The organism is Weizmannia sp. FSL W8-0401 (assembly GCF_038009125.1).
Taxonomy (GTDB): Bacteria; Bacillota; Bacilli; order Bacillales; family Bacillaceae_C; genus Weizmannia; species Weizmannia coagulans.
Genome location: NZ_JBBPAG010000001.1, coordinates 3,226,511 through 3,252,131, shown reverse-complemented (window position 1 = coordinate 3,252,131; position 25,621 = coordinate 3,226,511). Strand labels below are relative to the sequence as shown.

At 43.2% G+C, this 25,621-nt stretch carries 20 protein-coding genes and 1 pseudogene; 17 read left to right on the top strand and 4 right to left on the bottom strand.

Features of this window, described 5'->3' with window-relative positions:
* Positions 1 to 2 precede the first annotated feature (2 nt).
* The 11 genes from walK to NSU00_RS15715 all read left to right on the top strand — a co-directional run bounded on the left by walK (position 3) and on the right by NSU00_RS15715 (position 15,659).
* Positions 3 to 1,823 carry a cell wall metabolism sensor histidine kinase WalK gene (gene walK, locus NSU00_RS15765; protein ID WP_340703150.1) on the top strand — a complete coding sequence of 607 codons (1,821 nt, stop codon included), beginning with the start codon at positions 3 to 5 and terminating at the stop codon, positions 1,821 to 1,823.
* Positions 1,820 to 3,103, top strand: coding sequence for a YycH family regulatory protein (locus NSU00_RS15760; RefSeq protein WP_340703149.1), 1,284 nt, complete (start codon positions 1,820 to 1,822; stop codon positions 3,101 to 3,103). Before walK ends, NSU00_RS15760 begins: the two co-directional genes overlap by 4 nt.
* Entirely contained in the window at positions 3,090 to 3,869 is a 780-nt protein-coding gene (locus NSU00_RS15755) for a two-component system regulatory protein YycI (RefSeq protein WP_340703148.1), read from the top strand. Before NSU00_RS15760 ends, NSU00_RS15755 begins: the two co-directional genes overlap by 14 nt.
* A gap of 16 nt (positions 3,870 to 3,885) precedes the next feature.
* Complete coding sequence (locus NSU00_RS15750) at positions 3,886 to 4,680, top strand: MBL fold metallo-hydrolase (protein WP_013860872.1); 795 nt, start codon at positions 3,886 to 3,888, stop codon at positions 4,678 to 4,680.
* A 215-nt stretch (positions 4,681 to 4,895) separates the two neighbouring features.
* A complete protein-coding gene (locus NSU00_RS15745) occupies positions 4,896 to 6,152 on the top strand; it encodes a S1C family serine protease (RefSeq protein WP_340703147.1) in 1,257 nt (418 codons plus the stop codon).
* A gap of 298 nt (positions 6,153 to 6,450) precedes the next feature.
* Positions 6,451 to 6,930, top strand: coding sequence for a 23S rRNA (pseudouridine(1915)-N(3))-methyltransferase RlmH (gene rlmH / locus NSU00_RS15740; RefSeq protein ID WP_019720229.1), 480 nt, complete (start codon positions 6,451 to 6,453; stop codon positions 6,928 to 6,930).
* Positions 6,931 to 7,852: 922 nt separating this feature from the next.
* The gene (locus tag NSU00_RS15735; RefSeq protein WP_340703895.1) at positions 7,853 to 8,446 is read left to right on the top strand and encodes a helix-turn-helix domain-containing protein; all 594 of its coding nucleotides are present in this window, start codon (positions 7,853 to 7,855) and stop codon (positions 8,444 to 8,446) included.
* A 19-nt stretch (positions 8,447 to 8,465) separates the two neighbouring features.
* Positions 8,466 to 9,983 carry a class I SAM-dependent DNA methyltransferase gene (locus NSU00_RS15730; RefSeq protein ID WP_445684495.1) on the top strand — a complete coding sequence of 506 codons (1,518 nt, stop codon included), beginning with the start codon at positions 8,466 to 8,468 and terminating at the stop codon, positions 9,981 to 9,983.
* Positions 9,973 to 11,241 (top strand): restriction endonuclease subunit S, encoded by a 1,269-nt coding sequence (locus tag NSU00_RS15725; RefSeq protein ID WP_340703893.1) that lies wholly within the window; start codon positions 9,973 to 9,975, stop codon positions 11,239 to 11,241. Before NSU00_RS15730 ends, NSU00_RS15725 begins: the two co-directional genes overlap by 11 nt.
* A 40-nt stretch (positions 11,242 to 11,281) precedes the next feature.
* Positions 11,282 to 14,530, top strand: a complete 3,249-nt coding sequence (locus tag NSU00_RS15720) for a type I restriction endonuclease subunit R (protein WP_340703892.1) — start codon at positions 11,282 to 11,284, stop codon at positions 14,528 to 14,530.
* A gap of 103 nt (positions 14,531 to 14,633) precedes the next feature.
* A complete protein-coding gene (locus NSU00_RS15715) occupies positions 14,634 to 15,659 on the top strand; it encodes a restriction endonuclease (protein ID WP_340703891.1) in 1,026 nt (341 codons plus the stop codon).
* Between the two features lie 417 nt (positions 15,660 to 16,076).
* Here NSU00_RS15715 and NSU00_RS15710 read toward each other — a convergent pair.
* Positions 16,077 to 16,224 (bottom strand): annotated as a pseudogene (locus NSU00_RS15710) (ABC transporter permease); the annotation flags it as partial.
* A 76-nt stretch (positions 16,225 to 16,300) separates the two neighbouring features.
* On the bottom strand, positions 16,301 to 17,632 hold the full coding sequence (locus NSU00_RS15705; protein WP_340703143.1) for an MFS transporter: 1,332 nt from the start codon (positions 17,630 to 17,632) through the stop codon (positions 16,301 to 16,303).
* Between the two features lie 348 nt (positions 17,633 to 17,980).
* Here NSU00_RS15705 and NSU00_RS15700 point away from each other — a divergent pair, with 348 nt between their 5' ends.
* The 6 genes from NSU00_RS15700 (at position 17,981) to NSU00_RS15675 (ending at position 23,149) form a co-directional block, all read left to right on the top strand.
* The gene (locus NSU00_RS15700; RefSeq protein ID WP_340703890.1) at positions 17,981 to 19,483 is read left to right on the top strand and encodes a malate:quinone oxidoreductase; all 1,503 of its coding nucleotides are present in this window, start codon (positions 17,981 to 17,983) and stop codon (positions 19,481 to 19,483) included.
* Between the two features lie 494 nt (positions 19,484 to 19,977).
* On the top strand, positions 19,978 to 20,637 hold the full coding sequence (locus NSU00_RS15695; RefSeq protein ID WP_340703889.1) for an amino acid ABC transporter permease: 660 nt from the start codon (positions 19,978 to 19,980) through the stop codon (positions 20,635 to 20,637).
* Entirely contained in the window at positions 20,618 to 21,307 is a 690-nt protein-coding gene (locus NSU00_RS15690; protein ID WP_013860859.1) for an amino acid ABC transporter permease, read from the top strand. Before NSU00_RS15695 ends, NSU00_RS15690 begins: the two co-directional genes overlap by 20 nt.
* On the top strand, positions 21,300 to 22,037 hold the full coding sequence (locus tag NSU00_RS15685) for an amino acid ABC transporter ATP-binding protein (RefSeq protein WP_035188722.1): 738 nt from the start codon (positions 21,300 to 21,302) through the stop codon (positions 22,035 to 22,037). Before NSU00_RS15690 ends, NSU00_RS15685 begins: the two co-directional genes overlap by 8 nt.
* 27 nt (positions 22,038 to 22,064) lie before the next feature.
* A complete protein-coding gene (locus NSU00_RS15680) occupies positions 22,065 to 22,577 on the top strand; it encodes a transporter substrate-binding domain-containing protein (protein ID WP_340703888.1) in 513 nt (170 codons plus the stop codon).
* Between the two features lie 254 nt (positions 22,578 to 22,831).
* A complete protein-coding gene (locus NSU00_RS15675) occupies positions 22,832 to 23,149 on the top strand; it encodes a hypothetical protein (RefSeq protein ID WP_445684494.1) in 318 nt (105 codons plus the stop codon).
* 37 nt (positions 23,150 to 23,186) lie between these two features.
* On the opposite strand, the gene NSU00_RS15670 is transcribed toward NSU00_RS15675, so the two are convergent.
* Together NSU00_RS15670 and NSU00_RS15665 are read right to left on the bottom strand one after the other, a co-directional pair.
* Positions 23,187 to 24,347: an alanine/ornithine racemase family PLP-dependent enzyme gene (locus NSU00_RS15670; protein ID WP_326242726.1), complete on the bottom strand. Its 1,161-nt coding sequence runs from the start codon at positions 24,345 to 24,347 to the stop codon at positions 23,187 to 23,189.
* The gene (locus tag NSU00_RS15665) at positions 24,347 to 25,423 is read right to left on the bottom strand and encodes a DUF1611 domain-containing protein (protein ID WP_013860854.1); all 1,077 of its coding nucleotides are present in this window, start codon (positions 25,421 to 25,423) and stop codon (positions 24,347 to 24,349) included. Before NSU00_RS15665 ends, NSU00_RS15670 begins: the two co-directional genes overlap by 1 nt.
* Positions 25,424 to 25,621: the final 198 nt, after the last annotated feature.

Sequence of the window (25,621 nt, the reverse complement as noted above, 5' to 3'; positions counted from 1 at the left end):
AAATGAATAAGGTGAAATTCTTCCAGTCTATTCACTTTAAGTTTGTCCTGATTTATATTTTGCTGATCGTCGTCGCGATGGAAATTATCGGGGTGTATTTTATCAACAAGCTGGAAAACCAGCTCGAGACGAATTTTAAAAAATCGATATACGACCAGGTCAATGTGCTTGAATACAGTATTGAAGACCTGCTGACGAAAAAGCAGAACCAGGCGGCGGATATTACGCTGAAAGTGAGAAAAGTGCTGGGTGACTTTAAAAGTACGGATGTTTCTGAAATCCGGCTGATTGACGCGCACAGCGGCGTTATTTTGGGCACTTCTTCGAATGACCAGAGCATTGTCGGCCAAAAAACAACCGAAGATATTGTCAAAAGCGTCCGTGTAACCGGCCAGCCGGAAGACCAGATTTATTTGGACAAGCAGACCGGCGACCGAATGTGGGTGCTGGCTTCCCCGATTAAAGCAAACGGCGAAATGATCGGTATTATTTACCTTGTCTCCAAAATTGAAACGGTTTACCGCCAGGTGCAGGCGATTAACCAGATTTTTATGACGGGGACGGTTATTGCAGTGCTGGTTACAGCCCTGCTTGGCGTCATTACCGCACGCACGATTTCAAAGCCGCTCAGGGAGATCCGCAAGCAGGCGATAGCGATGGCACGCGGCAATTTTGCCCGGAAAGTCAAAGTGATCGGGAATGATGAGATCGGGCAGCTCGCTTATTCGTTTAACCATATGACCAAAAAGCTGCAGGAGGCGCAGGCCAGCACGGAAGGCGAGAGAAGAAAACTCTACTCCATCCTGACCCATATGACGGACGGCGTGATTGCGACCGACCGGAGAGGACGGATTATTTTAATCAACGAGCCGGCTGCCGAGATGCTGGATGTTTCACGTGAAACAGTGCTTTCCCAGCCGCTTATATCGGTATTGAAAATCGAGGATGAACACAGGTTTGATGATTTATTGACAGAGCAGGATTCCGTCATCCTTGATTTCAGTACGGAGGAAGAACCATACATTTTACGGGCGAATTTTTCAGTGATTCAAAATGAAGCCGGCTTTGTTAGCGGCCTGATTACGGTTTTGCACGATGTCACCGAGCAGGAGAAAATAGATATGGAACGCCGCGAATTTGTGGCCAATGTATCCCATGAATTGAGAACGCCGCTGACCACGATGAGAAGCTATTTGGAAGCTTTGACAGACGGGGCATGGAAAGATGAGAAAATTGCGCCGCAGTTTTTAGGCGTCACGCAAAATGAAACGGAACGAATGATCCGGCTGGTAAATGATTTGCTGAAGCTATCAAAAATGGACAGCAAAGACGAACATTTAAATAAAGAGTGGGTCAATTTTGTGGAATTTTTCCACTATGTCATTGACCGGTTTGAAATGGCAAAGCAGCAAAATGTCACGTTCAAACGCAAACTGCCGAATACGGAAATTTTTGTGGAAATCGATGAAGATAAAATGACCCAGGTGTTGTACAATATTATATCCAATGCATTGAAATACTCCCCTGAAGGCGGCCAGATTACGTTTAAGCTGAGGGAACTGAACGAAAAAATTGAAGTCAGCATTTCCGACCAGGGCGTAGGCATCCCGAAAGAAAGCGTAAAGAAAATTTTTGAGCGCTTTTACCGCGTTGATAAAGCACGCAGCCGCAAACTCGGCGGAACAGGGCTCGGCCTTGCAATTGCAAAAGAAATAGTGGAAATGCACGGCGGAAGCATTTGGGCAAGCAGTAAAGAAGGAAAAGGAACGACCATTTACTTTACTCTTCCCTACGAACCGGCACAAGAGGATGAGTGGCTATGAGTCTTGAAAAAGTAAAAACCATCATATTGACGTTGCTCGTGCTTCTGAGCTTGTTGTTAACGTGGCTGATCTGGAATAACCAGCCGAATTATGACTTACTCAACTTAAAAGATTTGGACAATATCGCGATTGCGAAGGAAAAAAAGGTGCCCGGCATCATCCTCCCCGACAAAGTACTTTACCATGAGAATGACGGGACAACCGGCACGGTTCATGACGGGGAAATTTCACGGGTGATGAATCTGCTTCGAACATGGACATTTGATATGAGCAGCTCTCGCCTGTTGCAAAAAAAAGACCTGTATAATTTAATGTACGGAAAAAACAGGATTGAATTGGACTTTCCGGCCCCTGTCCCGTTCAGTGTCTATCAATCGGTCCTGAACTTTGCCAATAAAAAAGTGCCGGATGCCGATTTTGACCATATTGTTATCGAATTAAACAAAGGAACCAAAAACTTAAACCATGTTTATTTTATTTCAACGGCGTCCAATAAAGTATATGAGGCAAGCACAGATCAAAAATCCATTCAGGTGTTCATTTCAAAACTGAACGACAACAAATCTTTGTACAAGCCGTATACTGCCTTTGCCCTTTCCGGCCCGAGAAGAATCTACCTGCCTGCCGGAAATCCGGTGGTGAACCAGTACAAATATGCGACAACCGATATTGAAATTGATAAATTTAAAAAAGCGCTGTTTGCTGATCCAAACTTTGTAAAGAAAGTGGCGGGGGAATATACAAACGGTATCAGCCTGTTGCGGACAGACGAATCCAATAAAGTCTTAACCTTCGTCAATCCCGGCGAAGACATCGGGTACAGCTCCGATCCGAACCATCTGTTGACGCGGGCCATTGATTTTATTAACCAGCACAGCGGCTGGACGGACCAGTACCAGTATTTCGAAATCAATGAGCGGGAAAATGAAGTCACGTTCCGGCTTTTTAAAGACGGCTATCCTGTTTTTAACGATGACGGCATGGCGGAGATCCGGGAATACTTGGGCCGAACGGAAATTTACAAATATGTCCGCCCGTATTTCAACCTGTCGCTCAACCTGCCGTTAAAACCGGCTGTTGTTAAACTCCCGCCGGCTCAAGATGTAATCGCCGGCTTGCAGGAAAACCCTTCCGTTCAAATGAACAAGGTGAGAGATATTGCAGTCGGGTACCGTTTGCAAAAAGACAGTGATGATATCCTTTCGCTGCAGCCGGCCTGGTATTATTGCTACGACGGAATATGGAAAATGGCAGGGGGGGATGAAGATGGACTGGAGTAAAACAAAAACAATCTTTATTCTTGTTTTTCTGGTACTTGATATTTACCTTTCCTGCCAGTTGTATTTCAAACATGTCAAAAATCAGTATGAAGTCATTGGCAGCCCGACAGCTGAACAAAGCCTAAAGGCTGCAAATATTACATTCGTCGATCTGCCGAAAGGAAAGGCAAAACGGCCGTATATCAGCGCGGAAGAAAAAGTATTTACCGCAAAAGACTTGAAAAAATTGAAAAACCAGCAGGCGGAAATCGTGAACGGGCAGAAACTCAGTTCCGTTTTTGATAAGCCGGTGAAACTGGGCACAAAAATCAAAACGGACCAGCTGGAGGCGGTTATCCAGGAAAATATGCTCTACGGCAGCCACTATAAACTGTGGAACTATGATAAAGATTTGAATCGGGCCGTCTTTTATGAGACATATAACGGAAAAATGATTTTTAATAATAAGAACGCGAAACTGACCGTGTATTTAAATGACCGGAATGAAATCATTTCCTATGACCAGACGTATTTGACCAATATTAAAATCTACCGGGAAGAAGAGACGCTGTCGGCGGTAAAGGCGGTGGAGGCCTTATATAAGAAAGGAACGCTGAAACCGAACAGCAAAGTGACGAAGGCGGAACTCGGTTACTATACGAGGGTGCCCGAACTCCAGGTGCTTGTGCCGACATGGCATTTTACGGTAAAACACGGGAATGAAACAGAGCAATTATTTATCAATGCATTTGAAGGCCAGGTCAACGAAATGGAAAATGCACAATAATTTTGGAGAGGATACGATGGGGATGCAATTTAGTGTACTTGCGAGCGGAAGCACGGGAAATGCGATCTATGTGGAGACGGAGCAGCATGCTTTTTTAGTGGATGCAGGTTTAAGCGGCAGGCAAATGGAACAACTTTTTGGGCAGATCGGCCGCAATATTGCCGATTTAAGCGGAATCCTTGTTACGCATGAACACAGTGACCATATTAAAGGAATCGGAGTGCTGGCGCGGAAATACCAGCTCCCGGTTTATGCAAATGACAAAACATGGTCGGCGATGGAAGGCATGATTGGAGAGATTCCAACAGATTTGAAGTTTTCATTCGGGATGGAATCTGTCCAATCGTTCGGAAGCCTTGAGATTGAGTCGTTCGGCGTTTCCCACGATGCCGCCCAGCCGATGTTTTATATTTTTCATGAAGGCGGCAAAAAATTGGTCATCATTACGGATACGGGTTATGTCAGCGACCGGATGAAAGGAACGATTTCCAACGCGGATATTTTTGTTTTTGAAAGCAACCACGATGTGGAAATGCTTCGGATGGGAAGGTATCCATGGAGTGTCAAACAGCGCATTTTGAGCGATGTCGGGCATGTGTCGAATGAAGATGCTGCACTTGCGATGGGCGAAGTGATCGGGGACCGGACAAAACGAATATACCTTGCCCATTTAAGCAAAGATAACAATATGAAAGACCTCGCACGGCTGGCGGTTTCCCAAACGCTCCAGGAACAGGGCCTGGCTGTCGGTGAAACTTTTTCATTATATGATACGGACCCGAAAATTCCAACGGCCTTAACGGCTGTTTAACCGCGGCGATCCGGCGGCAGAATCTGTCGCTGCGGACTCCCCCCAACCGCCGGGGCAGCTGTTTTACCGGCAGGCGGGATAGATTTCTTTTTATTTTGGCGCTTGATTTTTAGTAATTTTTAATTTCAGCCATTATAATGAAATCAGAATGGGCAAAAAAGGGCTCCTTCACCAAACTTCAATTTTCCTCATCAGTACAGAAAGGGTGATGCGCAATGGGATATTATGATGATCAGGATGGCCAACGGCGTGGAAAAGAAAACAGGCGGGGCGGCGGAAGGTTCGGCTATTTTCTTTCCGGGCTGATTGGCGTAATTGTGGGGGCGCTTGTGGTAGCCCTTCTTTTTCCAAGTATTTTTGGAAAAACGAACCCGGATTCCGCTGCGGTAGATTCGAATTCTGTGGCAAATACAAACCCATCAACGCCGAAAACAACGAAAACCGTCTCGTTAAAAGTGACAACCGATATTACAAAAGCAGTGGAAAAGACGGAGAAAGCGGTTGTCGGGGTCTCAAACATTCAAAAGCAAAGTATTTGGTCTGATGATATGTTTGGACAGGACTCAAAATCTTCTTCTTCCCAGGAAGCCGGATCCGGTTCCGGGATTATTTACAAAAAGGTTGGCGATAAAGCTTATGTCGTCACCAATTACCATGTGATTGAAGGGGCAAATGCGCTGGAAGTGACCTTATCGAACGGGAAAAAGCTTTCTGCCAAACTTGTCGGCAGCGATAAATATACGGATCTGGCCGTTCTTCAAATAGACGGCAGCAATGTGACAACCGTTGCCCAATTCGGTGATTCGGATGCATTAAAACTTGGAGAAACTGTCATTGCGATTGGCAACCCGCTTGGTGAAGAATTTGCCGGATCTGTCACAGAAGGGATTGTTTCCGGGTTGAACCGGACTGTTCCGGTGGATATCGATGAAGATGGAACGGAAGACTGGCAGGCAGAAGTCATTCAAACCGATGCTGCGATCAACCCCGGCAACAGCGGTGGTGCTTTAGTCAATATTGCCGGCCAGGTTGTCGGGATTAACTCCATGAAGATTTCAAATGAGTCGGTTGAAGGCATTGGATTTTCGATTCCAATTAATTCTGCAAAACCGGTCATCCATCAGTTGGAGACAAAAGGGAAAATTACCCGGCCGGCATTGGGTGTCGGGATTGTAAACGTCTCGGATATCCCGGCTTACCAACAGAAGGAAACGTTAAAATTGCCCGCCAATGTGACGACCGGCGTTGTGATCGGCTCTGTTGAAAACGGGTCCCCTGCAAGTAAAGCCGGTTTGAAAGAATTTGACGTCATTTACAAACTGGACGATCAAAAGATAGACAACATCGTGGAATTAAGGAAATTCCTGTATGAGCATAAACAGCCCGGTGATAAGGTGAAAGTGTCGGTATACCGGAACGGCCAGCCGAAAACATTCACATTAACGCTCGGGACCGCTTCGGGAAGAAATTAACAAACTGCGGAGGAAAGGCGGAAAGCTTTTCCTTCCTTTTTTTGCGGCATTCAGTTATCAACAGGGCAAAGCGTGCTGCGGACCGCAGCGGAAATGAACATTTTGTTGAAAAAAATTTTTATACGGGTGGATATTTGTGGAAATTGCTCGAGAAGAAGGTTATAAACAGGCTGTGAATAGCGAAAAATGGTGAAATATATCTTGTATGGAACGGTTATTCCCATACAAAATGTGGATAGTTTCTGTGGATATGTGGATAACTCTTGTCAATAGCTTGTGGGTAAGGTGGGTGTAAGTTGTGAATATCTCTATCGTTACAGTGGGAAAATTGAAAGAAAAGTATTTGAAGCAGGGCATTCAGGAATATTTAAAACGGCTTTCCGCTTACGCAAAAGTTGAAATCATCGAAGTAGCGGATGAAAAAGCGCCCGAAATGCTGAGTCCAGCGGAAATGGAGTTGGTAAAGCAGAAGGAAGGCGAGCGGATCCTTGCAAAAATCAGCCCGGACACCTATGTGATCAACCTGGCGATAGACGGGAAAATGAAATCGTCAGAAGAACTGGCCGGTTCCCTCGACCGTCTGGCGACATACGGCAAAAGCAAAGTTGCCTTTGTAATCGGCGGCAGCCTCGGCTTAAGCCAAGCCGTTCTCAAGCGCGGCAATGAAAGCCTCTCTTTTTCGAAAATGACCTTCCCCCACCAGCTCATGCGGCTCATTTTAGTCGAACAAATTTACCGCGCCTTCCGGATTATCCGGGGGGAACCGTATCATAAATAGAGGCAAAAATTGTTGAAGATAAGGTGGAATTTTATTGTCGGAAGCGGGTATTGGCTGTGGATAATCAGTTTCATTATCCGCTTCACGATACAACATGTGGATAAGTATAAAGGTTTTAGATATGTTGACTTCTGTAAAATCGAATTCAAGTTCAATGTTTTTAATGGTTCTTGATTTTCCTGTTTGTTTAATTGAAATTTTATCGATCAATAACTGAAGTAGCTGTTTTTGATTTTCTCTTGATGACTGTTGTTACTGGCGCCCCAAAATGGCAGGAAATTGACGGTGTTATTTGTCCAGAAATTGACGGAATTGTTGTCAATTAAGGGGGAAGCCAGTTTGCGCTTTATTGTGGCTTCCCCTATGAGTTTAATACTTAAATTTAAATCATTGTCATTTTACGAAAGTTCCCCTTCAATCACACGTTTTACCATATGATCGTCAATGATTCGATGCCTGTTTTGTGCTCCGTAAAGTAGACAGTGGGTACAAATCTTGTTGATGATCCTTGCGGCTCCCCCGGAAAAACGATGGATTTCATCTAAAGCTACATCTGTGAAAATTTGCTCAGTTACTCCTGAATATTGTAAATGCATGGCAATATATTCTGCAGATTGAGCTCTGTCGTAATGCCCCAGTGTGGAATATAATGCTCAGATTAATCGCTTAATTATTATAAATAAAGTAATTATATTATATCCTAATTGGAAGTATATGTTTATTTTTTATGCGTTCCTTTTATGTTTCTAATTTATTTTTTCTTATAACACATCTATTTATGCGGCCGTTTTTAACAAATCGTATTGTCATCTCAGTTTTGCCCCATAAAACACAATAATAGTAAATGTTTGATTGACTGGAAACTATTTACCTATTACAATATAACTATATTGACCCAGACAATATTTTGGCAGGTGATCAATTGATAGGTTTAGAATACATCCTTGAACTTTATGGTATGCAGCAAATTGAACTGGCCGAAAAGCTTGGAATTAAAAAGCAAAATATTAATCTTTGGATAAAAAAAAAACAAAAGATCTCCAAAAAACATTTACCTACGTTGGAACAAATTTTTGGCATAGACGCTAAATACTTTTCGAAAGAATTAACTGATTTGGATAAACTGGAGATTCAAAAAGAAAAATTAAAACGGGATTTACAGCCTATTATCACGAAACATGAAGAACAGTTCCTCATTGGGGAAGAAAATGATCTTGTTGAAGTGCCGGTTTATGACAAAGAGGAATTGAATCAAATTGAACATGCTATTGAAAAAGCCAAACTAATTGAAAAATTTCGGAACATGCTTAATCGTGCTGAACATCAACCTTATTTAGACACATTTAAATTGGTTCTTGAACTTTTAGATAAAGCACAGCATGAACCGGTTTTCCATAAAACAATAGAAGCTTTAGCGCATTATTTAGAAGTGTTACCAGATTGGGTGTCAACAGGCCCAGAACAAGATGAATTTGAAAGCGAATTATTCGAAGTATTAGATGATTTTAATTACTAGAATTAAAGGAGACTTCATGATGGAAACAGCAAAGATTGGATTCGAAGAAACACTTTGGAAATCTGCTGACAAATTACGTGGAAGCATGGATGCATCCGAATATAAACACGTAGTCTTAGGACTGATTTTCTTAAAATACATTTCTGATAAGTTTGAAATGAAGTATAACGAGTTAGTTGAAGAGGGAGAAGGTTTTGAAGAAGACCGCGATGAATATATTGCAGAAAATATTTTCTGGGTTCCGAAGAAGTCACGATGGGATTTTATTAAAGACCATGCCAAAGATCCGAAAATCGGTCAATACATTGACGAAGCGATGATCGAAATTGAAAAAGAAAACCCGACACTGCGAGGGGTGTTAGATAAACGTTATGCCCGTCCTGAAATTGATAAACGCCGATTAGGAGAACTGATAGACCTCATTTCAACGATTAAATTGCACAGCAAACAAGAAAAAGACTTACTTGGTCGTGTTTATGAATATTTTTTAGGTAAGTTTGCCAGTGCAGAAGGAAAAGGCGGTGGCGAGTTCTATACACCACAAAGCGTTGTTAAAACATTGGTTGAAATGATTGAACCGTACGAAGGGCGAATTTATGACCCTTGTTGTGGCAGCGGCGGCATGTTTGTTCAAAGTGAAAAGTTTGTTGAACGCCATCAAGGAAAAATCGATAACCTCTCGATTTACGGTCAAGAATTGAATTCCACGACTTGGAAGCTTTGTAAAATGAATCTTGCTATCCGTGGAATTGAGGGGAATATCGGCGAACATCATGCGGATACGTTCCATAATGATTTACATAAAACGCTGAAAGCAGATTTCATCCTTGCCAATCCTCCATTTAACGTGAGTGACTGGGGCGGAAATGAATTAGTGGATGATGTTCGTTGGAAATTCGGCACACCACCAGCGAGCAATGCCAATTATGCATGGTTACAGCATATGATTTATCACCTTTCACCAAATGGCGCAGCTGGTATTGTATTAGCAAATGGTTCGTTAAGTTCCAATACATCGAATGAAGGGGAAATCCGTAAAAACATACTTGAAGCGGATTTAGTCGATGCCATTGTTGCTTTGCCTGACAAATTATTCTATTCAACAGGAATACCAGTGAGCTTATGGATTTTAAACCGTAATAAGAAAAATCATCCAAAATACCGAAGCCGTGAACATGAAATTCTATTTATCGATGCCAGAAACTTAGGAAAAATGGTTGACCGTCGCCTGCGTGAATTAACGGAAGAAGATATTCAAAAAATTGCTGGAACATACCGAAACTGGCGTAAACCAGATGGGAAATATGAAGACATCAAGGGATTCTGTAAATCAGCGACGTTAGAAGATGTCCGTCAAAATGACTATGTCTTAACGCCCGGACGCTATGTTGGAATAAATGATGTAGAGGATGATGGTATACCATTTGAAGAAAAAATGGAAACCCTCACCAGTGAATTAAGAGAACTATTTGAAAAATCCCACCGATTGGAAGAAGAGATTAGAAAAAATCTAGGGGGGATTGGGTATGACATTTAATGGATGGAAAGAAGTTGTCCTTGAAGAAGTTAGCTATTATGGAGATGAGAAAATTCCTTCGGCTGAAGTTACTCTTGACAATTATATTTCAACTGAAAATATGTTACCCAATAAAAGTGGTGTAGGAATGGCTTCTGGGTTGCCAACAACTAAGAGTGTAAGAAGATATAAAAAAGGAGATATATTATTATCAAATATTCGCCCGTACTTTAAAAAAATATGGTTTGCCACTAAAAATGGAGGTTGTTCTAATGATGTATTAGTTATTAAAAATAAGGACGAGAAGGAACTTGACAAAAAATATTTATATTACACGCTTTTGCAAGATAATTTTTTTGATTATGTTACAGCCACTTCTAAAGGTACAAAAATGCCAAGAGGAGATAAATCAGCAATTATGAATTATGGCATAATGCTTCCTCCTCTAAATGAACAAAAAGCCATAGCAAACATTCTTTCAACCTTAGACGAAAAAATTGAAACGAACAATCAAATCAATGAAAAGCTTGAAGAAATGGCTCAAGCATTGTTTAAACATTGGTTTGTAGATTTTGAATTTCCAAATGAAAATGGCAAGCCTTACAAATCAAGTGGCGGCGAAATGGTTGAGAGTGAGTTGGGGATGATACCTATAGGTTGGAAAATTGAAAGTGTAGGCGACATTACAAGTGTGAATATTGGTAAAACTCCTCCAAGAAAAGAAAAACAGTGGTTTTCTCAAGATATGAGAGACATCAGATGGATTTCTATAAAGGACTTGGGTAATTCTAATGTATTTATTAATCATTCAACAGAATACTTAACAACTGAAGCGGTTGAAAAATTTAATATAAAAAAAGTACCGGACAACACTGTCGTTTTGAGTTTTAAGTTAACTGTAGGACGTATCGCAATAACAATTGGGGAAATGGCTACTAATGAAGCAATCGCACATTTCAATATAGTAGATAAAGATGTAATTAATCCTTATTACTTATATCTTTATTTAAAAGATTTTAATTTCCAAAGTTTAGGTAGTACATCCTCTATTGCTACAGCAATAAATTCAAAATTAGTAAGAACTATTCCTGTTTTAATACCAGATAGAAAACAGATGGAAAAATTCCGAAATTTTATAGCCCCATTATTTAAGGAAATTAGATCAAACGTCTTAGAGAATGAAAAATTATATGAAATTAGAGAACTCCTATGCCCAAAATTAATGTCTGGAGAAATTCGTGTCCCGCTGGATAATGAAACTTTAATAGAACAGAGTTAATGGAATATGGCAGGTTCCGATTGCGAAAGGGGAGAGGAGAATGAGTTTTTTTGAAAATTTTACGGAAGATAAGCTGGAAGAAGCGGCAATTGAAATACTTCAGGAACTTGGCTATGACTATGTCTTTGGTCCGGACATTAGTTGTGATGGGGAAAGACCGGAACGCAAAGATTATCGTACCGTAATTTTAGAAGACCGTGTAAAAGATGCTTTGTTTAAACATAATCGCCATTTGCCACAGGAAGCAATAGAAGAAGCATTTCGGCAAATTATAGCTTTTAATAGTCCAAGCTTAGAAGAAAACAACCGTCATTTTCACAAATTAATCACGGAAGGCATTGATGTGTCGTTTCATCAAGATGGTCTTAGCCGTTCCATGAAGGCATTCTTGATTGATTTTGAAGAACCGGCTAATAATGATTTTTTGGTAGTGAATCAGTTTACGGTCGTTGAAAAAGAAGAACGCCGCCCGGATTTAGTTATTTTTATAAATGGCATCCCATTCGTCGTTATCGAATTAAAATCAGCATCTGATGAAAATGTGAGTATCGATAATGCCTATGCACAGATTCAAACCTATAAACGAGATATTCCATCTTTATTTTACTACAATGCGTTTTGTATTTTATCTGATGGAATTAATGCGAAAGCGGGAACGATTACCGCAAGTCAAGAACGTTTTATGAATTGGCGGACGGTGGATGGGGAAAACATTGAACCACTTGAAGTGCCGCAATATGAAGTGTTGTTAAGAGGGATGCTGGCAAAAGACCGGCTTATTGATATTATTGAAAACTTTATTCTCTTTCAGGAATCAAAAGAAGAAGAACGGGATGAAAATGGGAAGAAAATCGGCGAAAGAAAAACGATTGCCAAAATTCTCGCTGCCTATCACCAATATTTTGCGGTAAAAAAAGCGGTGGAAAAGACAAAAATAGCGACCAGTGAGAATGGAGACCGTAAAATCGGTGTTATATGGCATACACAAGGTTCGGGTAAAAGTTTTTCGATGGTTTTTTATACAGCACAGCTTGTCAAGCAGCTAAATAATCCAACCATTGTGGTGATCACCGACCGCAACGATTTAGATGACCAGTTATTTTCGACGTTTTCAAAATCAAAGGATATCTTAAGACAAACACCGAAACAAGCAGATGTCCGCAAATTGAGTGAGGAACAGAAAAAACAACAAGCCAACGAAAAATCCAAAGAGATAAACGGATTATATGATCTTCTCAATGATCGAGAATCAGGCGGTATTATTTTTACAACGATTCAAAAGTTCAAACCAGAAGAAGGCGAAATGCCGGTTTTAACCGATCGTAAAAATGTGATTGTTATTGCGGATGAAGCTCATCGCAGTCAATATGGTTTTTCTGCAAAGACAGATACGAAAACAGGCGAAGTGAAATATGGATATGCAAAATATCTTCGTGATGCACTTCCGAATGCTTCCTTTATCGGTTTTACAGGAACACCGATTGAGCTGGAAGATAAGTCAACGCCCGCAGTTTTCGGTAATTATATTGACATTTATGATATGACGCGAGCAGTTGAAGACAAAGCAACGGTTAAAATTTATTATGAAAACCGTATTATCCGCTTGGAAGCTAATGAAGAAGAATTAGCGAAGATCGATGAGGAATTTGAAGAGATTACCGAAGATCAGGAAGAATCGGCACGTGAAAAATACAAGTCAAAATGGTCAAGGCTCGAAGCGATCGTTGGTTCACCTAACCGGATCAAACAATTAGCCAAAGATATTGTTCATCATTACGAAGAAAAGGCAAAAGCAATTGACGGAAAAGCAATGATTGTTTGTATGAGTCGCCGTATTTGTGTCGCACTTTATAACGAAATTGTCAAATTACGTCCAGACTGGCATTCCGATGATGACGATAAAGGTAAAATTAAAGTCGTCATGACAGGGAGTGCTGGGGATGATGATTTCTTACAGCCGCATATTGGTGGAAAAAAACGGCGGGATTTATTGGCAAAAAGAATGAAAGACAATAGTGATGAACTAAAAATCGTCATTGTACGTGATATGTGGCTGACCGGATTTGACGTACCTTCGATGCATACGATGTACATCGATAAACCGATGAAGGGTCATAACCTCATGCAGGCAATCGCACGGGTGAACCGTGTATTTAAAGATAAATCAGGTGGAGTAGTTGTCGATTATATTGGGATTTTAGAAAGCTTAAAGAAAGCTTTAAATCAATATACCGAAAGTGATAAGAAAACAACGGGTATCGATACATCGGCTGCAATTGCTGTAATGAAAGAGAAACTTGAAATTTTGCAAGATATGATGCATGGGTTTGATTACTCTGCTTATATGGGTTCATCTCAAGCAGGCCGTATTCGAGCCATCACGGGCGGAATGAATGTCATTTTTGGTAAGAGTGAAAAAGAACAAAAAGAATTCAAAAAGACGGCAACCGAGCTAGCGAAGGCGCATTCACTTTGTGCAGCGACAGATGAAGGAAAAGCAGCAGCCCTTGAAGTCAGTTATTTTAAAGCGGTTAAGGCAAGCCTAAATAAACTTCAAGAAAAACAGCCGAAGCGAAAGACGAAAAAAGAAATCGAGGCACGCGTGAATCAATTACTCGAACGGTCCATTATTTCAGAAGAAGTAGTGGATGTCTTTGAAGTGATGGGATTAAAACATCCAGATGTTTCCATATTGTCCGAGGAATTTCTAGAAGAAGTGCGTTCATATGAGTATAAAAATTTGGCGGTTGAAATGCTAAAAAAATTACTTGAAGGCAACATCAAAACAATGGAAAGACGCAACCTTGTCAAATCCCAAAAATACTCGGAAAAACTGAAACAGTCGCTGAACAAATATAAAAACCAAGCCATTACAAACGCCGAAGTAATCGAAGAACTAATTCAAATGGCAAAGGACATGAAAAAAGAACGAGAAGAAGAAAAAGATCTAGGATTAAATGAAGATGAAATTGCCTTTTACGATGCTTTAACATCTGAGTCTATAGTTAAAGAGTTAATGGAAGATGAAGTCTTACGTAAAATCGCCAATGAACTGACTCAAGCAATTAGACGGAACATGACCATTGACTGGCATGTCCGAAAAAGCGCCCGTGCAGGAATGAGGAGAATTATTAAGCGACTATTGAAGAAGTATGATTATCCACCAGAACAAGCGAAAAAAGCTTTAGACACAGTTATGCGACAAGCAGAGTTAATGGCGGAGCATACTGAAGTAAGAGATTGGAATACGCTGCAGGCTGCGGAGTCTAGAGGTGAATATGAGGTTTAAGTGCATCAGTGTCAGTCATTTCTAGAAATTTTTTAGAGGTGACTGACGTTTTCTTTTATTATCAAGAAAATTATTATGCTACGTCAAAGAAAGGAGTTACATAATGACTGTTTGGTTATTTCGTGCAGGAAAACAAGGGGAGTTCGAAAACAAATTTTTAGAAGATGGAAGGGTATATCTTACTTGGGATGATTTAAATATTAATCTAAAAGAGATTATTTCCAAAGAGGATTTATATAAACGACTAATCGAACACTATGATTTAGATAAAGAAAAAACAGCGATCAACTGGGCTTCTCAAATTTGGCCAATTGCACATGCAATGGAGCAAGGAGATTTAGTAGCCTTGCCTTCAAAATTTAATCGCACCATACATATAGGGGAAGTTATCGGTGACTATGTATATGATGAGTCACTTGGCAGTCCGTATTATCATTACCGGAATGTAAATTGGATTGCTAAAGATATACCAAGGGATCGATTTGATCAGGATATATTGTATTCATTAGGAGCCTTTATGACGGTCTGTAAAATACACAGAAATAATGCTGAAGAGCGTATTAGAGAAATGCGTAAAAATAATTGGCATGTACCAGAAAATAAAAATGTAAAGGAACTAGTAGAGGAAAATGAAGAAACAATTTCAATAGATTTAGAAGAATATATATACGATCAAATTTCTGAAAGAATTATACAGCGTTTTAAAGGACATAAGATGGAAATTTTAATTGAAGAAATTTTGAAAGCAAAAGGCTTTACTACTTACAGAAGTCCAGAAGGTGCAGATCACGGTGTGGATATATTAGCAGCTTCAGATACGTTAGGTTTTGGAAATCCAAAAATTTGTGTCCAAGTCAAGACATCTGATACTCCTCTTGATAGACCGACATTAGATCAGTTGATAGGTACAATGAGCAATTATAGTGCAGATTTTGGCTTATTAGTATCGTGGAGTGGCTTTAAATCTTCTGTCACTAAGGAAATTCCTAAGCAATTTTTCAAAGTTCGTCTTTGGGATTCTAAAACTATTATTCAACAAATCTTTGAGAACTATGAAAAACTGAGCGATGAAATCAAAAAAGAGATTCCTATTAAAAGAGTTTGGATGTTGGACAGTGAAGTAGAATAGTAAGCTTTAATGGAAATAAAGGAGGGAATAAAAATGTGGAAGGATAGCGAAACGGAGTTAGACTTTTTAGACTTTTATGTATGGATTTGCTAAAAAGCACTGAGAAATTTGATTCCCAGTGCTAATTTTTTGCCTCTTAAATTACCGCGGTGAACCGTATCATAAGTAGATGAGGTTTTCTCCGGAAAAGAAAAAGCCAAAAAGGTGCAAATATCAAATAGGAACTTGCACCTTTTTGGCTTTGTTCATCTTACCTTTGGAAGAAAAGCATCTGCTCCTTTTGATTTATGTGTGGAAAACCCCAGCCTGGAAAATGATCGAGATGCCCCCCTGTTTGGAGGCGATGCTTTAAAATCTTCCCGGAATGGAAGCCAATGCATTGATCACAGCGTATGACTGACCTTCCTCATGATAGGCCTACCGTAACTGGCGTTTAAATGCTTTATTAGCGAAGAAGTAAGCGATGGCCATAATGCCGGTGCACCAGGCAAGCGCGGTCCAAATATCATCCTTCATTCAGGAGGGCCCGAATCGTATTCACGATTGAATTTACGGGCTGGTTTTTGGGTATTCCCGGTCTTTCATCTTGCAAGGAAAAATAAAACAGCTGCAGCCTGCCACGCTGCAGCTGTTTGGCATTTTCAGGTGATAATTTTGTTTTTCGAATCCGGGCGGGATTGAAGTTCTGCTTCGATCCGGGAATGCTTCGAGGATTCGGCCATGAATAAGTAGGTGAGCAGGCTGATGGCAATACAGCCGGCGACGTAGTAGAAAAAGGCGGATTCCACGCCGGCATTTTTCAGCCAAAGCGCGATAAATTCGGCTGTTCCGCCAAAGACCGCGACAGTTAATGAATAGGGAAACCCGACACCAAGCGCGCGGATTTCAGTCGGGAACAGCTCAGCTTTTACAATGGCATTAATGGAAGTATAGCCGGTTACAATGGTCAGCCCTGCCATCATGAGAAGAAAAGCAAAAACCGGGTTCTGCGTTTCTCTCAACCATAAAAATATCGGTACGGTCAAAAGGGTCCCGAGAATGCCGAAGCCGATTAACAGCGGCCTGCGCCCGATCCGGTCGGACAGCTTTCCGGCAAGCGGCTGGAAAACAACAAAGATGAAAAGGGCAATAAAGTTGATCCAGCTGACGGTTTCTTTATCAATTCCGGACGTGTTCACCATAAATTTTTGCAGATAGGTGGTGAATGTGTAGAATGCGACAGTGCCGCCAAGTGTAAGGCCGACAACGGTCAGCACCGCTTTCGGATAATTCATCAGAACCTTCAGCGTTCCGGCATTTTTACGCGTTTCCGATCCCATCTCCTCGAATTGTTCGGACTCGTCCATCGTACGGCGCAGCCACAAGACCACCAATGCGCCAATCGCGCCGATCACAAACGGGATCCGCCATCCCCACGAGGTCATTTCGCTTTCATTTAATGCGAGTTGGAGCACAATTTGGACACCAAGTGCGATCAACTGCCCCGATACAAGCGTGACGTATGGGAAACTGGAATAGAAGCCGCGGCGGCCGCTGCTTGCCATTTCGGACAAATAAGTAGCAGAAGTGCCGTATTCCCCGCCCAGCGAGATCCCCTGAACAAGGCGGGCCAGGACCAAAATAACCGGTGACAGCACACCAATCCTGCTGTATCCCGGTGTACAGGCAATGATAAGTGAACCGAGCGCCATAATGGCAACGGAAAGGGTCAGTGCAGCCCTGCGGCCGTATCGGTCTGCATACCGGCCCATGATCAGGCTCCCGAGCGGCCGCATCAGAAAACCAATGGCAAAAATCCCGGCTGTATTTAATAACTGGACAGTTTGGTTCCCCTCCGGAAAAAACTCTGATGAAAAATAAACCGCAAACGCAGAATAAACATACCAATCATACCATTCGATCAGATTGCCAAGTGATCCTTTAAAGATGTTAGCAGTCACATGTCTGGATGTGCGTCCGGTTGTTTGTGCCAATTTGTCTTCCCCCTTTGTAAAATGAAAATTCCGTCTTCAATCCGTGAAAAATATCTCCTGGCATCCCCCTTTGGCAAATGCAAGAAATATACCAGTAAAATTTCTATTTACAAGATTCATTATATTATATTTTTAAGCAAAATGAAGAATGAATCATTCAGCAAATAAAAAGGTTTCCTGATATTTCCATTGTCAAATTGTGTATCATTATTCTAAAGAATTATCATAAAATATGATATTATGATATTAAGACTTGTAAAACGTTTTCCCGGGGACTGCCTTGTTCTGAAAAAGAGGCAGTGTGTCCGGAATAATATTAGCAAATATAGGGATAAGGAGAAGGTAATCATGAGCATCAGACAGGGAAAGACAGACGTCATCTTAATTGGTGCCGGCATTATGAGCGCAACGCTGGGCACCTTGCTGAAAGAACTGACCCCGGATTGGGAAATCACCGTATATGAGAAGCTGGCAAAACCGGGGGAAGAAAGTTCGAATGAATGGAACAATGCGGGGACCGGGCACTCGGCATTATGTGAGCTGAATTATACGCCTGAAAAACCGGACGGCTCAATAGATATTACAAAAGCTGTAAATGTAAATGAACAGTTCCAGCTTTCAAGGCAGTTCTGGTCCTACCTAGTCAGCAAGGGGCTGATCCGCAATCCGCAGGACTTTATCCGGCCGATCCCGCATATGAGCCTCGTAGAAGGGGAGGAGAACGTTGCTTTTCTAAAAAAGCGATTTAAAGCGCTGTCAGCCCATCCGCTTTTTGAAGGAATGGCGTTTTCCGACGACCCCGGGCAATTAAAGGAATGGATTCCGCTTGTGATGGAAGGCAGGAAGTCCAATGAACCGGTAGCGGCGACAAAAAGCGATGCAGGGACGGACGTCAACTTCGGCGCCTTGACCCGCATGCTGTTTGATCATTTGCAACGCCAAAATGTCGAAATCAACTACAAGCATGCCGTTGAGGATATTAAACGCACCCCAGAAGGAAACTGGGAAGTGAAAGTGCATGATATTGAGCACAACAGAATCGAATACCATACGGCGAAATTTATTTTTATCGGTGCCGGTGGCGGAAGCTTGCCGTTGCTCCAAAAAACCGGCATTCCGGAGTCCAAACATATTGGAGGGTTTCCGGTAAGCGGGTTATTTATGGTGTGCAACAATCCTGAAGTCATTAGCCGCCACCATGCAAAAGTGTACGGCAAAGCGAAAGTCGGCGCGCCGCCGATGTCCGTGCCGCATTTGGATACAAGATATATTGACCATAAAAAGTGTTTGCTGTTCGGCCCGTTTGCCGGCTTCTCGCCGAAGTTTTTAAAAACAGGGTCAAATTTAGACCTGATTGGTTCTGTGAAGCCGAATAATGTCGTAACGATGCTTGCGTCCGGGGCAAAAAATGTGCCGCTTGTTAAATACTTGATCGGGCAGCTTCTATTGTCAGACGAAAAACGCCTGGAGACACTGCAGGAATTCATTCCGGATGCGAGATTGGAAGACTGGGATGTTGTCGTAGCCGGGCAGCGTGTCCAGGTGATTAAAGATACGGAAGCAGGCGGAAAAGGCACGCTCCAGTTCGGTACAGAGGTGGTAACAGCTGCTGACGGTTCAGTCGCGGCATTGCTCGGTGCTTCGCCGGGTGCTTCTACTGCTGTCCATGTTATGCTCGAAGTCATTGAAAAATGCTTCCCGGACCGGAAAAAAGCATGGGCACCAAAAATAAAAGAAATGATTCCTTCTTATGGCGTGCGGCTCGCAGAAAACCCGGATCTGCTGCATCAAATTCACGCTGAAACGGCAGAGACGCTCGACCTGACGGAAAAAGAACCGGCCTACCGGTAACGCGTGGAGCGCTAAAATGAAGGGCCTTTGATCCTAAAGCGGATTGAAGGCCTTTTTTTGGCTGTAACGCGTCTTAACCGGCATTCATTTTGCAGGCAGCCGGAAAGCAGTACGGGTGCAAGCGGAGGAACAATTTCGGCACGCTGTTTTCTTTTTCGGGTGCCATCCAAAGAAAACCTATCAAGTCGATAGGAATATATTAATTTTTGGCCCGGCGTTCAGTAAAATAAAGATGTTGCTAAAATGCTGAAAATTTCTTATCCCGGGCGGCGGAAGGGCTGTCCTTGGAAACCGGCATCATAATAGGTATCGTTCATGATCGTCTATCAAGATAAGAAAACCGCAGCAATACCTGAAAAAGGGCAGTCGTTTTCTTAGGAAACGGCTTTTTGTCGTCCGGCCTGGGCACCTGATTCGGGACAGCAACGTGATACATACCGGGCGGCTGGCGCAAGCCCACCTGGATTTAAACGTATTATACGAGGAGGGGTGAGATGGACTGGACCGTTGTGCAAAACAGCTTGCCTATGTTTGAAAAAGGACTCTGGCTCACTTTGCGGCTTTCCTTTTTCGGCATTCTCGGGGCTGGTGTTCTTGGCTTGATATGCAGTTTTATCCAGTATTTTAAGATGCCGGTTTTACGGAAGCTTGTATCGGCCTATGTGGAACTGTCCCGCAATACGCCTTTATTGATCCAGTTATTTTTCCTTTTTTACGGGCTTCCGCAAGTCGGGATCAAATTTTCTGCCGAGGTTTGCGGGATTATCGGGATTATTTTTCTTGGCGGCAGTTATATGGCAGAAGGGTTTTCCGGAGGGCTTGCAGGCGTTTCGAAAACGCAGATTGAGTCCGGGCTTGCGATCGGTCTGAGCAGGTTCCAGCTGGCACGCTACGTCATCTTTCCGCAGGGATTGATGCTCAGTGTCCCGGCATTTGCCGCAAATGTCATTTTTTTAATCAAGGAAACCTCTATCTTTACCGTGTTGGCGATTCCGGAACTGACCAACACGGCACTTGACTTGATCGGGATGTATTACAACACGAATGAGTATCTGTTTATGCTCGTTGTGGCTTATGCCATCATTTTAATTCCATTGTCCATCTTGCTGACATGGCTGGAGAAGAAGGTGCGTTATGGGACATTTGGGAATTAATATCTTTTTTGAAGGAGCCAACTTTTTACGTTTACTGGGTGGATTATACGTATCGGCAAAAATTGCTTTTCTGTCCATCGTTTTCGGCGGTATCCTCGGCATCGTGCTGGGGGTTTTAAGGACATTGCACAATCCGTTGCTCCGCCTTTTACTCAGGCTGTATTTGGAGTTTTTCCGCATCGTGCCGACGATTGTCCTGTTATTTTTGTTTTACTATATTCTGCCGCAAAGCTTTAACATCAACTATAAGGCGGATACGGTCGGGACGATTGTCTTCAGCCTGTGGATGGCTGCCGAAATGAGCGATATTGTCCGTGGTGCGCTGATTTCTGTCCCAAGGCATCAGGTGGAATCCGGAAAAGCGGTCGGTTTAAGCACGGTTCAGCTTTACCGGTACGTGCTGCTGCCGCAATCGGTCCACTTAATGATTCCGGCGACCATTAACCTGATGACCAGAATAATTAAGACGACTTCCCTTTTGCTATTGATCAGCGTAGTGGATGTCATCAATGTCGGCCAGCAAATCATCGAAGCGAATAGCCACCGCTATCAGGATGGCGCGTTTTGGATATACGGTTTTATATTTATCCTGTATTTCATTTTATGCTATCCGCTTTCCCGGCTGGCAAGGCGGTTAGAAAGGAGGGGCAAAGCAGGGGCTAATGGCTGAACCTTTACTGAAAGTCGAACATTTAAAAAAATCGTACGGTGAAAAACAAGTGCTGGAGGATATCTCTTTCGAAGTGGAGGAAGGCAGTGTTGTTGTTCTCCTCGGGCCGTCGGGATCGGGAAAAAGTACATTGATCCGCTGCTTAAACGGTCTCGAAGCCTTCCAGGGCGGCACCATTCTGTTTAATGGGGAAACCGTGCGGCCGTCGCCGAAAAATTGGCGCAGGCTCAGGCAGCAGATCGGAATGGTTTTCCAGAGCTATGATCTGTTTCCGAATATGACGGTGTTGGAAAACATCCTGCTCGGTGCAGTGAAAGTCCAGAAACGGAAAAAAGACGAAGCGGCGCGCCAGGCAATGGGCCTGTTAAAGGAAGTCGGCATGGAGCAGTATGCCAATGCCTATCCGCGCCAGCTTTCCGGCGGGCAGAAACAGCGGGTGGCGATTGTCCGCGCGCTTGAGCTGAACCCGAAGCTGATGCTGTTTGACGAAGTGACCGCCTCGCTTGACCCGGAAATGGTGCGCGGCGTGCTCGAGATCATCCTGCGGTTGGCAAGAGAAAAGATGACGATGATTGTCGTCACGCATGAAATGAATTTTGCCCGGCAAATCGGGGATAAAATCTTGTTTTTGGAAGACGGGAAGATTCTCGAAGAAACCCCCGGGCGCCAATTTTTCACAAAACCGCAGACAGAGCGGGCGAAAAATTTTCTGGAAAGCATGGATTTTTAAAAGAAAAATATTTTGGAGGGTTAGACCATGAAGAAGCATCGTTTGTTTGGTTTGGTTTCAGCATTTTTATTAATTTTGTCGCTGGCGCTTGCAGGCTGCGGCAAAAGTTCCGGCAATTCTTCAAGCAGCAATCCGTCCAGTGTTTCAGCCATTAAGAAAAACGGCACGATCAAAATTGCCGTATTCGGCGATCTTCCGCCATACGGATGGGTCGATAAAAACGGGCAACGCCAGGGATATGATGTTGCGCTCGCCAAACAAGTTGCCAAAGATCTTGGCGTAAAAGTGAAATTCGTGCAAGTGAATGCCAACAGCCGTGTGGATGCATTGAAATCAAATAAAGTGGATCTGGTTCTGGCGAATTTTACAGTCACACCGGAACGGAAGCAAGTTGTTGATTTTGCCAAGCCGTACATGAAAGTTTCCATCGGTGTTGTTTCACCGAAGAAAAAGCCGGTCACAAGTGTCAGCCAATTAAAAGGCAAGTCTTTGATCGTCAACAAGGGCACCACTGCGGAAAACTATTTTAGGGCTTGCTGAACGAATCCGATTATGGCTTGTATCTGATTTGTCAGCAAGCTCTACCTCAATATCATAGGAGAATGCATCTGCGAAAATGCTTTATTCTGTCCTCTCTGTATGTTGAATCAGCTTTAGAGTGCAAAGTTTTTCCTGCATTTTTTATAAAACCCTTGCATTTAAAGTTCGGCCAAAGCTGTCAGTATCCTTACCAAGTCTAGGACTTTTGCTTATTCAGCAAGCCCTATTTTACAAGCAAACAAAAAGATGTGAAATTGCAAAAGTACGATTCCAAAACAGAACAGTTCAATGCGCTTAAAAACGGGCGGGCCGTTGCACTGGCGGACGACAATTCCTACCTGTATGCCTGGGTGAAAAACCATCCGGATTATACGGTTGGCATTAAAACGCTCGGGCCGAACCAATATATTGCCCCTGCTGTGAAAAAAGGGAATCAATCGCTCCTCAATTGGATGAACAAAGAAATTACGAAGTTAAACAACAATGGCTTTTTCAAAAGTGATTACAACAAAAATCTGGCGCCATATTTTGGCAGTGATATCCGTGCGGAAGACATCATTATAACGAAGTAAAAAAGGCAGGCTGCCGTTTTTGTAGCCTGCCTTTTCTTTAATTGGCGGGGCTTTTTTCGGTTTCTGTGGGCCGGCTTTGCTTTGTTCCGCGCGAAAGCAGAAACTGTTGTTTGTAAGGCTCGGTTGTGGCCGCACCATGGACGTACGTTTTATAAACATACGGAGACGTCATGGCTCTCAGCATCGCGCCGTAGTCCATATAAAATCTCACCTCATCGCCCGGCACGAGAACCGCATTTTGTGTATCCAAAATGATATGGTCGCTGCTTGAGCCAATGATATGGAACGGCCGGACAGGGGTAAGGCCTGAAACAAGCACATCATGCCGCCCTGCACTGACAATCGTCCGCCTTCTGTTGCCCCTGTCGATAAAGGTGACCTGTTCCCCGAATGCATTTTTGCCGATTGTCCCATACGGCACGGAAGGTTTGATTTTTGATTCGATGACTTCGGCAACAAAGCAAAAGGCATCCTGATATAAAGACGGAATGGTATGCCCGCCTGATGTTTCGCGGCCCAGCAAAATGGACTCGCCGAGCCGCACATTGTTTACGGCCCCGGCGTCTTTTGTTTTTACGGCCCAGTTGTAGTTGGCGGAGTTGCCGCCGGAAACATAAGGAAGTTTGAGGGAAAACAGCTCCTGCATGGCATGGACAAACCGGGAAAACGCCTGCATCTTCTGTTCGGTCGGGAGCACGCCTCCAAAGCAGGCAAAATTTGTCCCGATTCCGGCCAGTTCAATCCCGGGGCAGGTTAATATTTCTCTGATCACAGCAGGGGCATCTTTTAATAATATGCCTTCCCTCAAATCTCCCATTTCCACCATCAGGATGATTTTATGGGTTTTCTGTTGCCGCACCGCTTCAGCGGATAATGCGCGGATCGTATCCAGCTCCGTGTTCATGCTGATATCCGCAAACCGGACCGTTTTTTCCGCTTCGCTGATCCCGGGGGCACGGAGCAAAATCAAATCTGCCTTGATTCCCGCTTTTCTCATTTTTTCGATATTTGCAATTTTCGAGTCTGCGAGGCTTTTGATGCCTGCATCCACCAGGGTGCCGGCAATTTTTAAATCGGCTGCGACACCTTTCACAACGCCTGTAATGCTGATTCCTTTCCTCCCGAATAATTGTTTTAATGTTTTCGCATTATGCCGGATCTTCTCCAGATTGATTTCCACCCGTGGCAGAACGGCCATCAGGAAACCACTGCCTTTTTCAGGGAAGGGAAGAAATCGATCAGGGCGTTTATGATTTTGTCTGTGCCGGTTTTTAAAACATCCGTAACCGGAAGATGGTAAGTTTCTTCATAGCGGCGGATGGTGTCTTCCAGTTCGCTGTCTGCCATTCCATCATGGTTGAGCGTAATGCCGATGACTTTTGTCTTTCCGAAATGTTCAATCAGGCTGATTTCATCTTCCACTTTCGGCACTTCGGCAAATGGAAAATCGGATAAATATTTTCGTTTCGGGGCGTGCTGTAAAATGACTGCTTGCGGCCTTGCTCCTTTTAAAATGCCGGTTGAGCTTGCATATGCCGGGTGGCTGAGCGCGCCCTGGCCTTCCACGATGATAATATCCGGGTGTTCTTGTTTATTGGCCCGCAAAATTTCGCGTTCCAGTTCGCCGATTAAATATTGGAGCGGGAAAGCATCCATCGCAAACCCGTACTTGGCGCCCTGGATCAAACCTGTCTGCCCGGTTGCGATAAATGCCGGGCGGTAGCCTTTTTCCATGAATGCCTTTTCAATGCATTTGGCGGTTGTCCGTTTTCCGCAGGCCCCGTCTGTCCCGAGCACGGCAACGACAGGGGTGTTCATTTTCAAAATTTCTCCGGTAAACAAAGTCCATTCTTTTTTCGGCCGCGGTTTACGGATATCGCGGATCGTGACACCGCAAGCCTTTGCATGGGCCGCCATTTCTTCATCATCGGTTAAGAATTCCTGGAGCGGGTTAATGATGTTCAATCCGGCTTCCATTGCCTGCAGGATGACTTTTCTTTCTTCCGGCTTTAAAAAGGCGTTCGCCGGCGCGATGCCGAAAATGAAGTCATCCGGTTTCGGGCCGGAGTGGCTGAGCGCGTCTTCCAGGTCTTTGCAAACCGGAATGCCGCTCCATTTGTTGTCGAGGAGCATGCCGGCATCCTGCCCGTGTTTGCTGCTGTCAATGACGGCAGTAATGGTGTAATTCCCGGGTTCACGGATGAGCCCGTTTGCTGTTTTGCCATCTGTTGTGCCAAATTGGTTTTCGCAATACACAATTGCCCGCTTTTTCATTGCCATCCCTCCATTTATTGAAATTCAGGCAACACAAAAAGAACACCTAATGGCTTCAAATAGTAAAAATACTAAAGAAGATAGCTGTCCGGGTTTGCGTATGGGCATGCCGGAAACCCCAGGTTATTGGAAGCTTCCAAATATTATTATAACAATGTTGTGGAAAAAAGGGAAGCCGGAAGCATGCAACCAAGATAG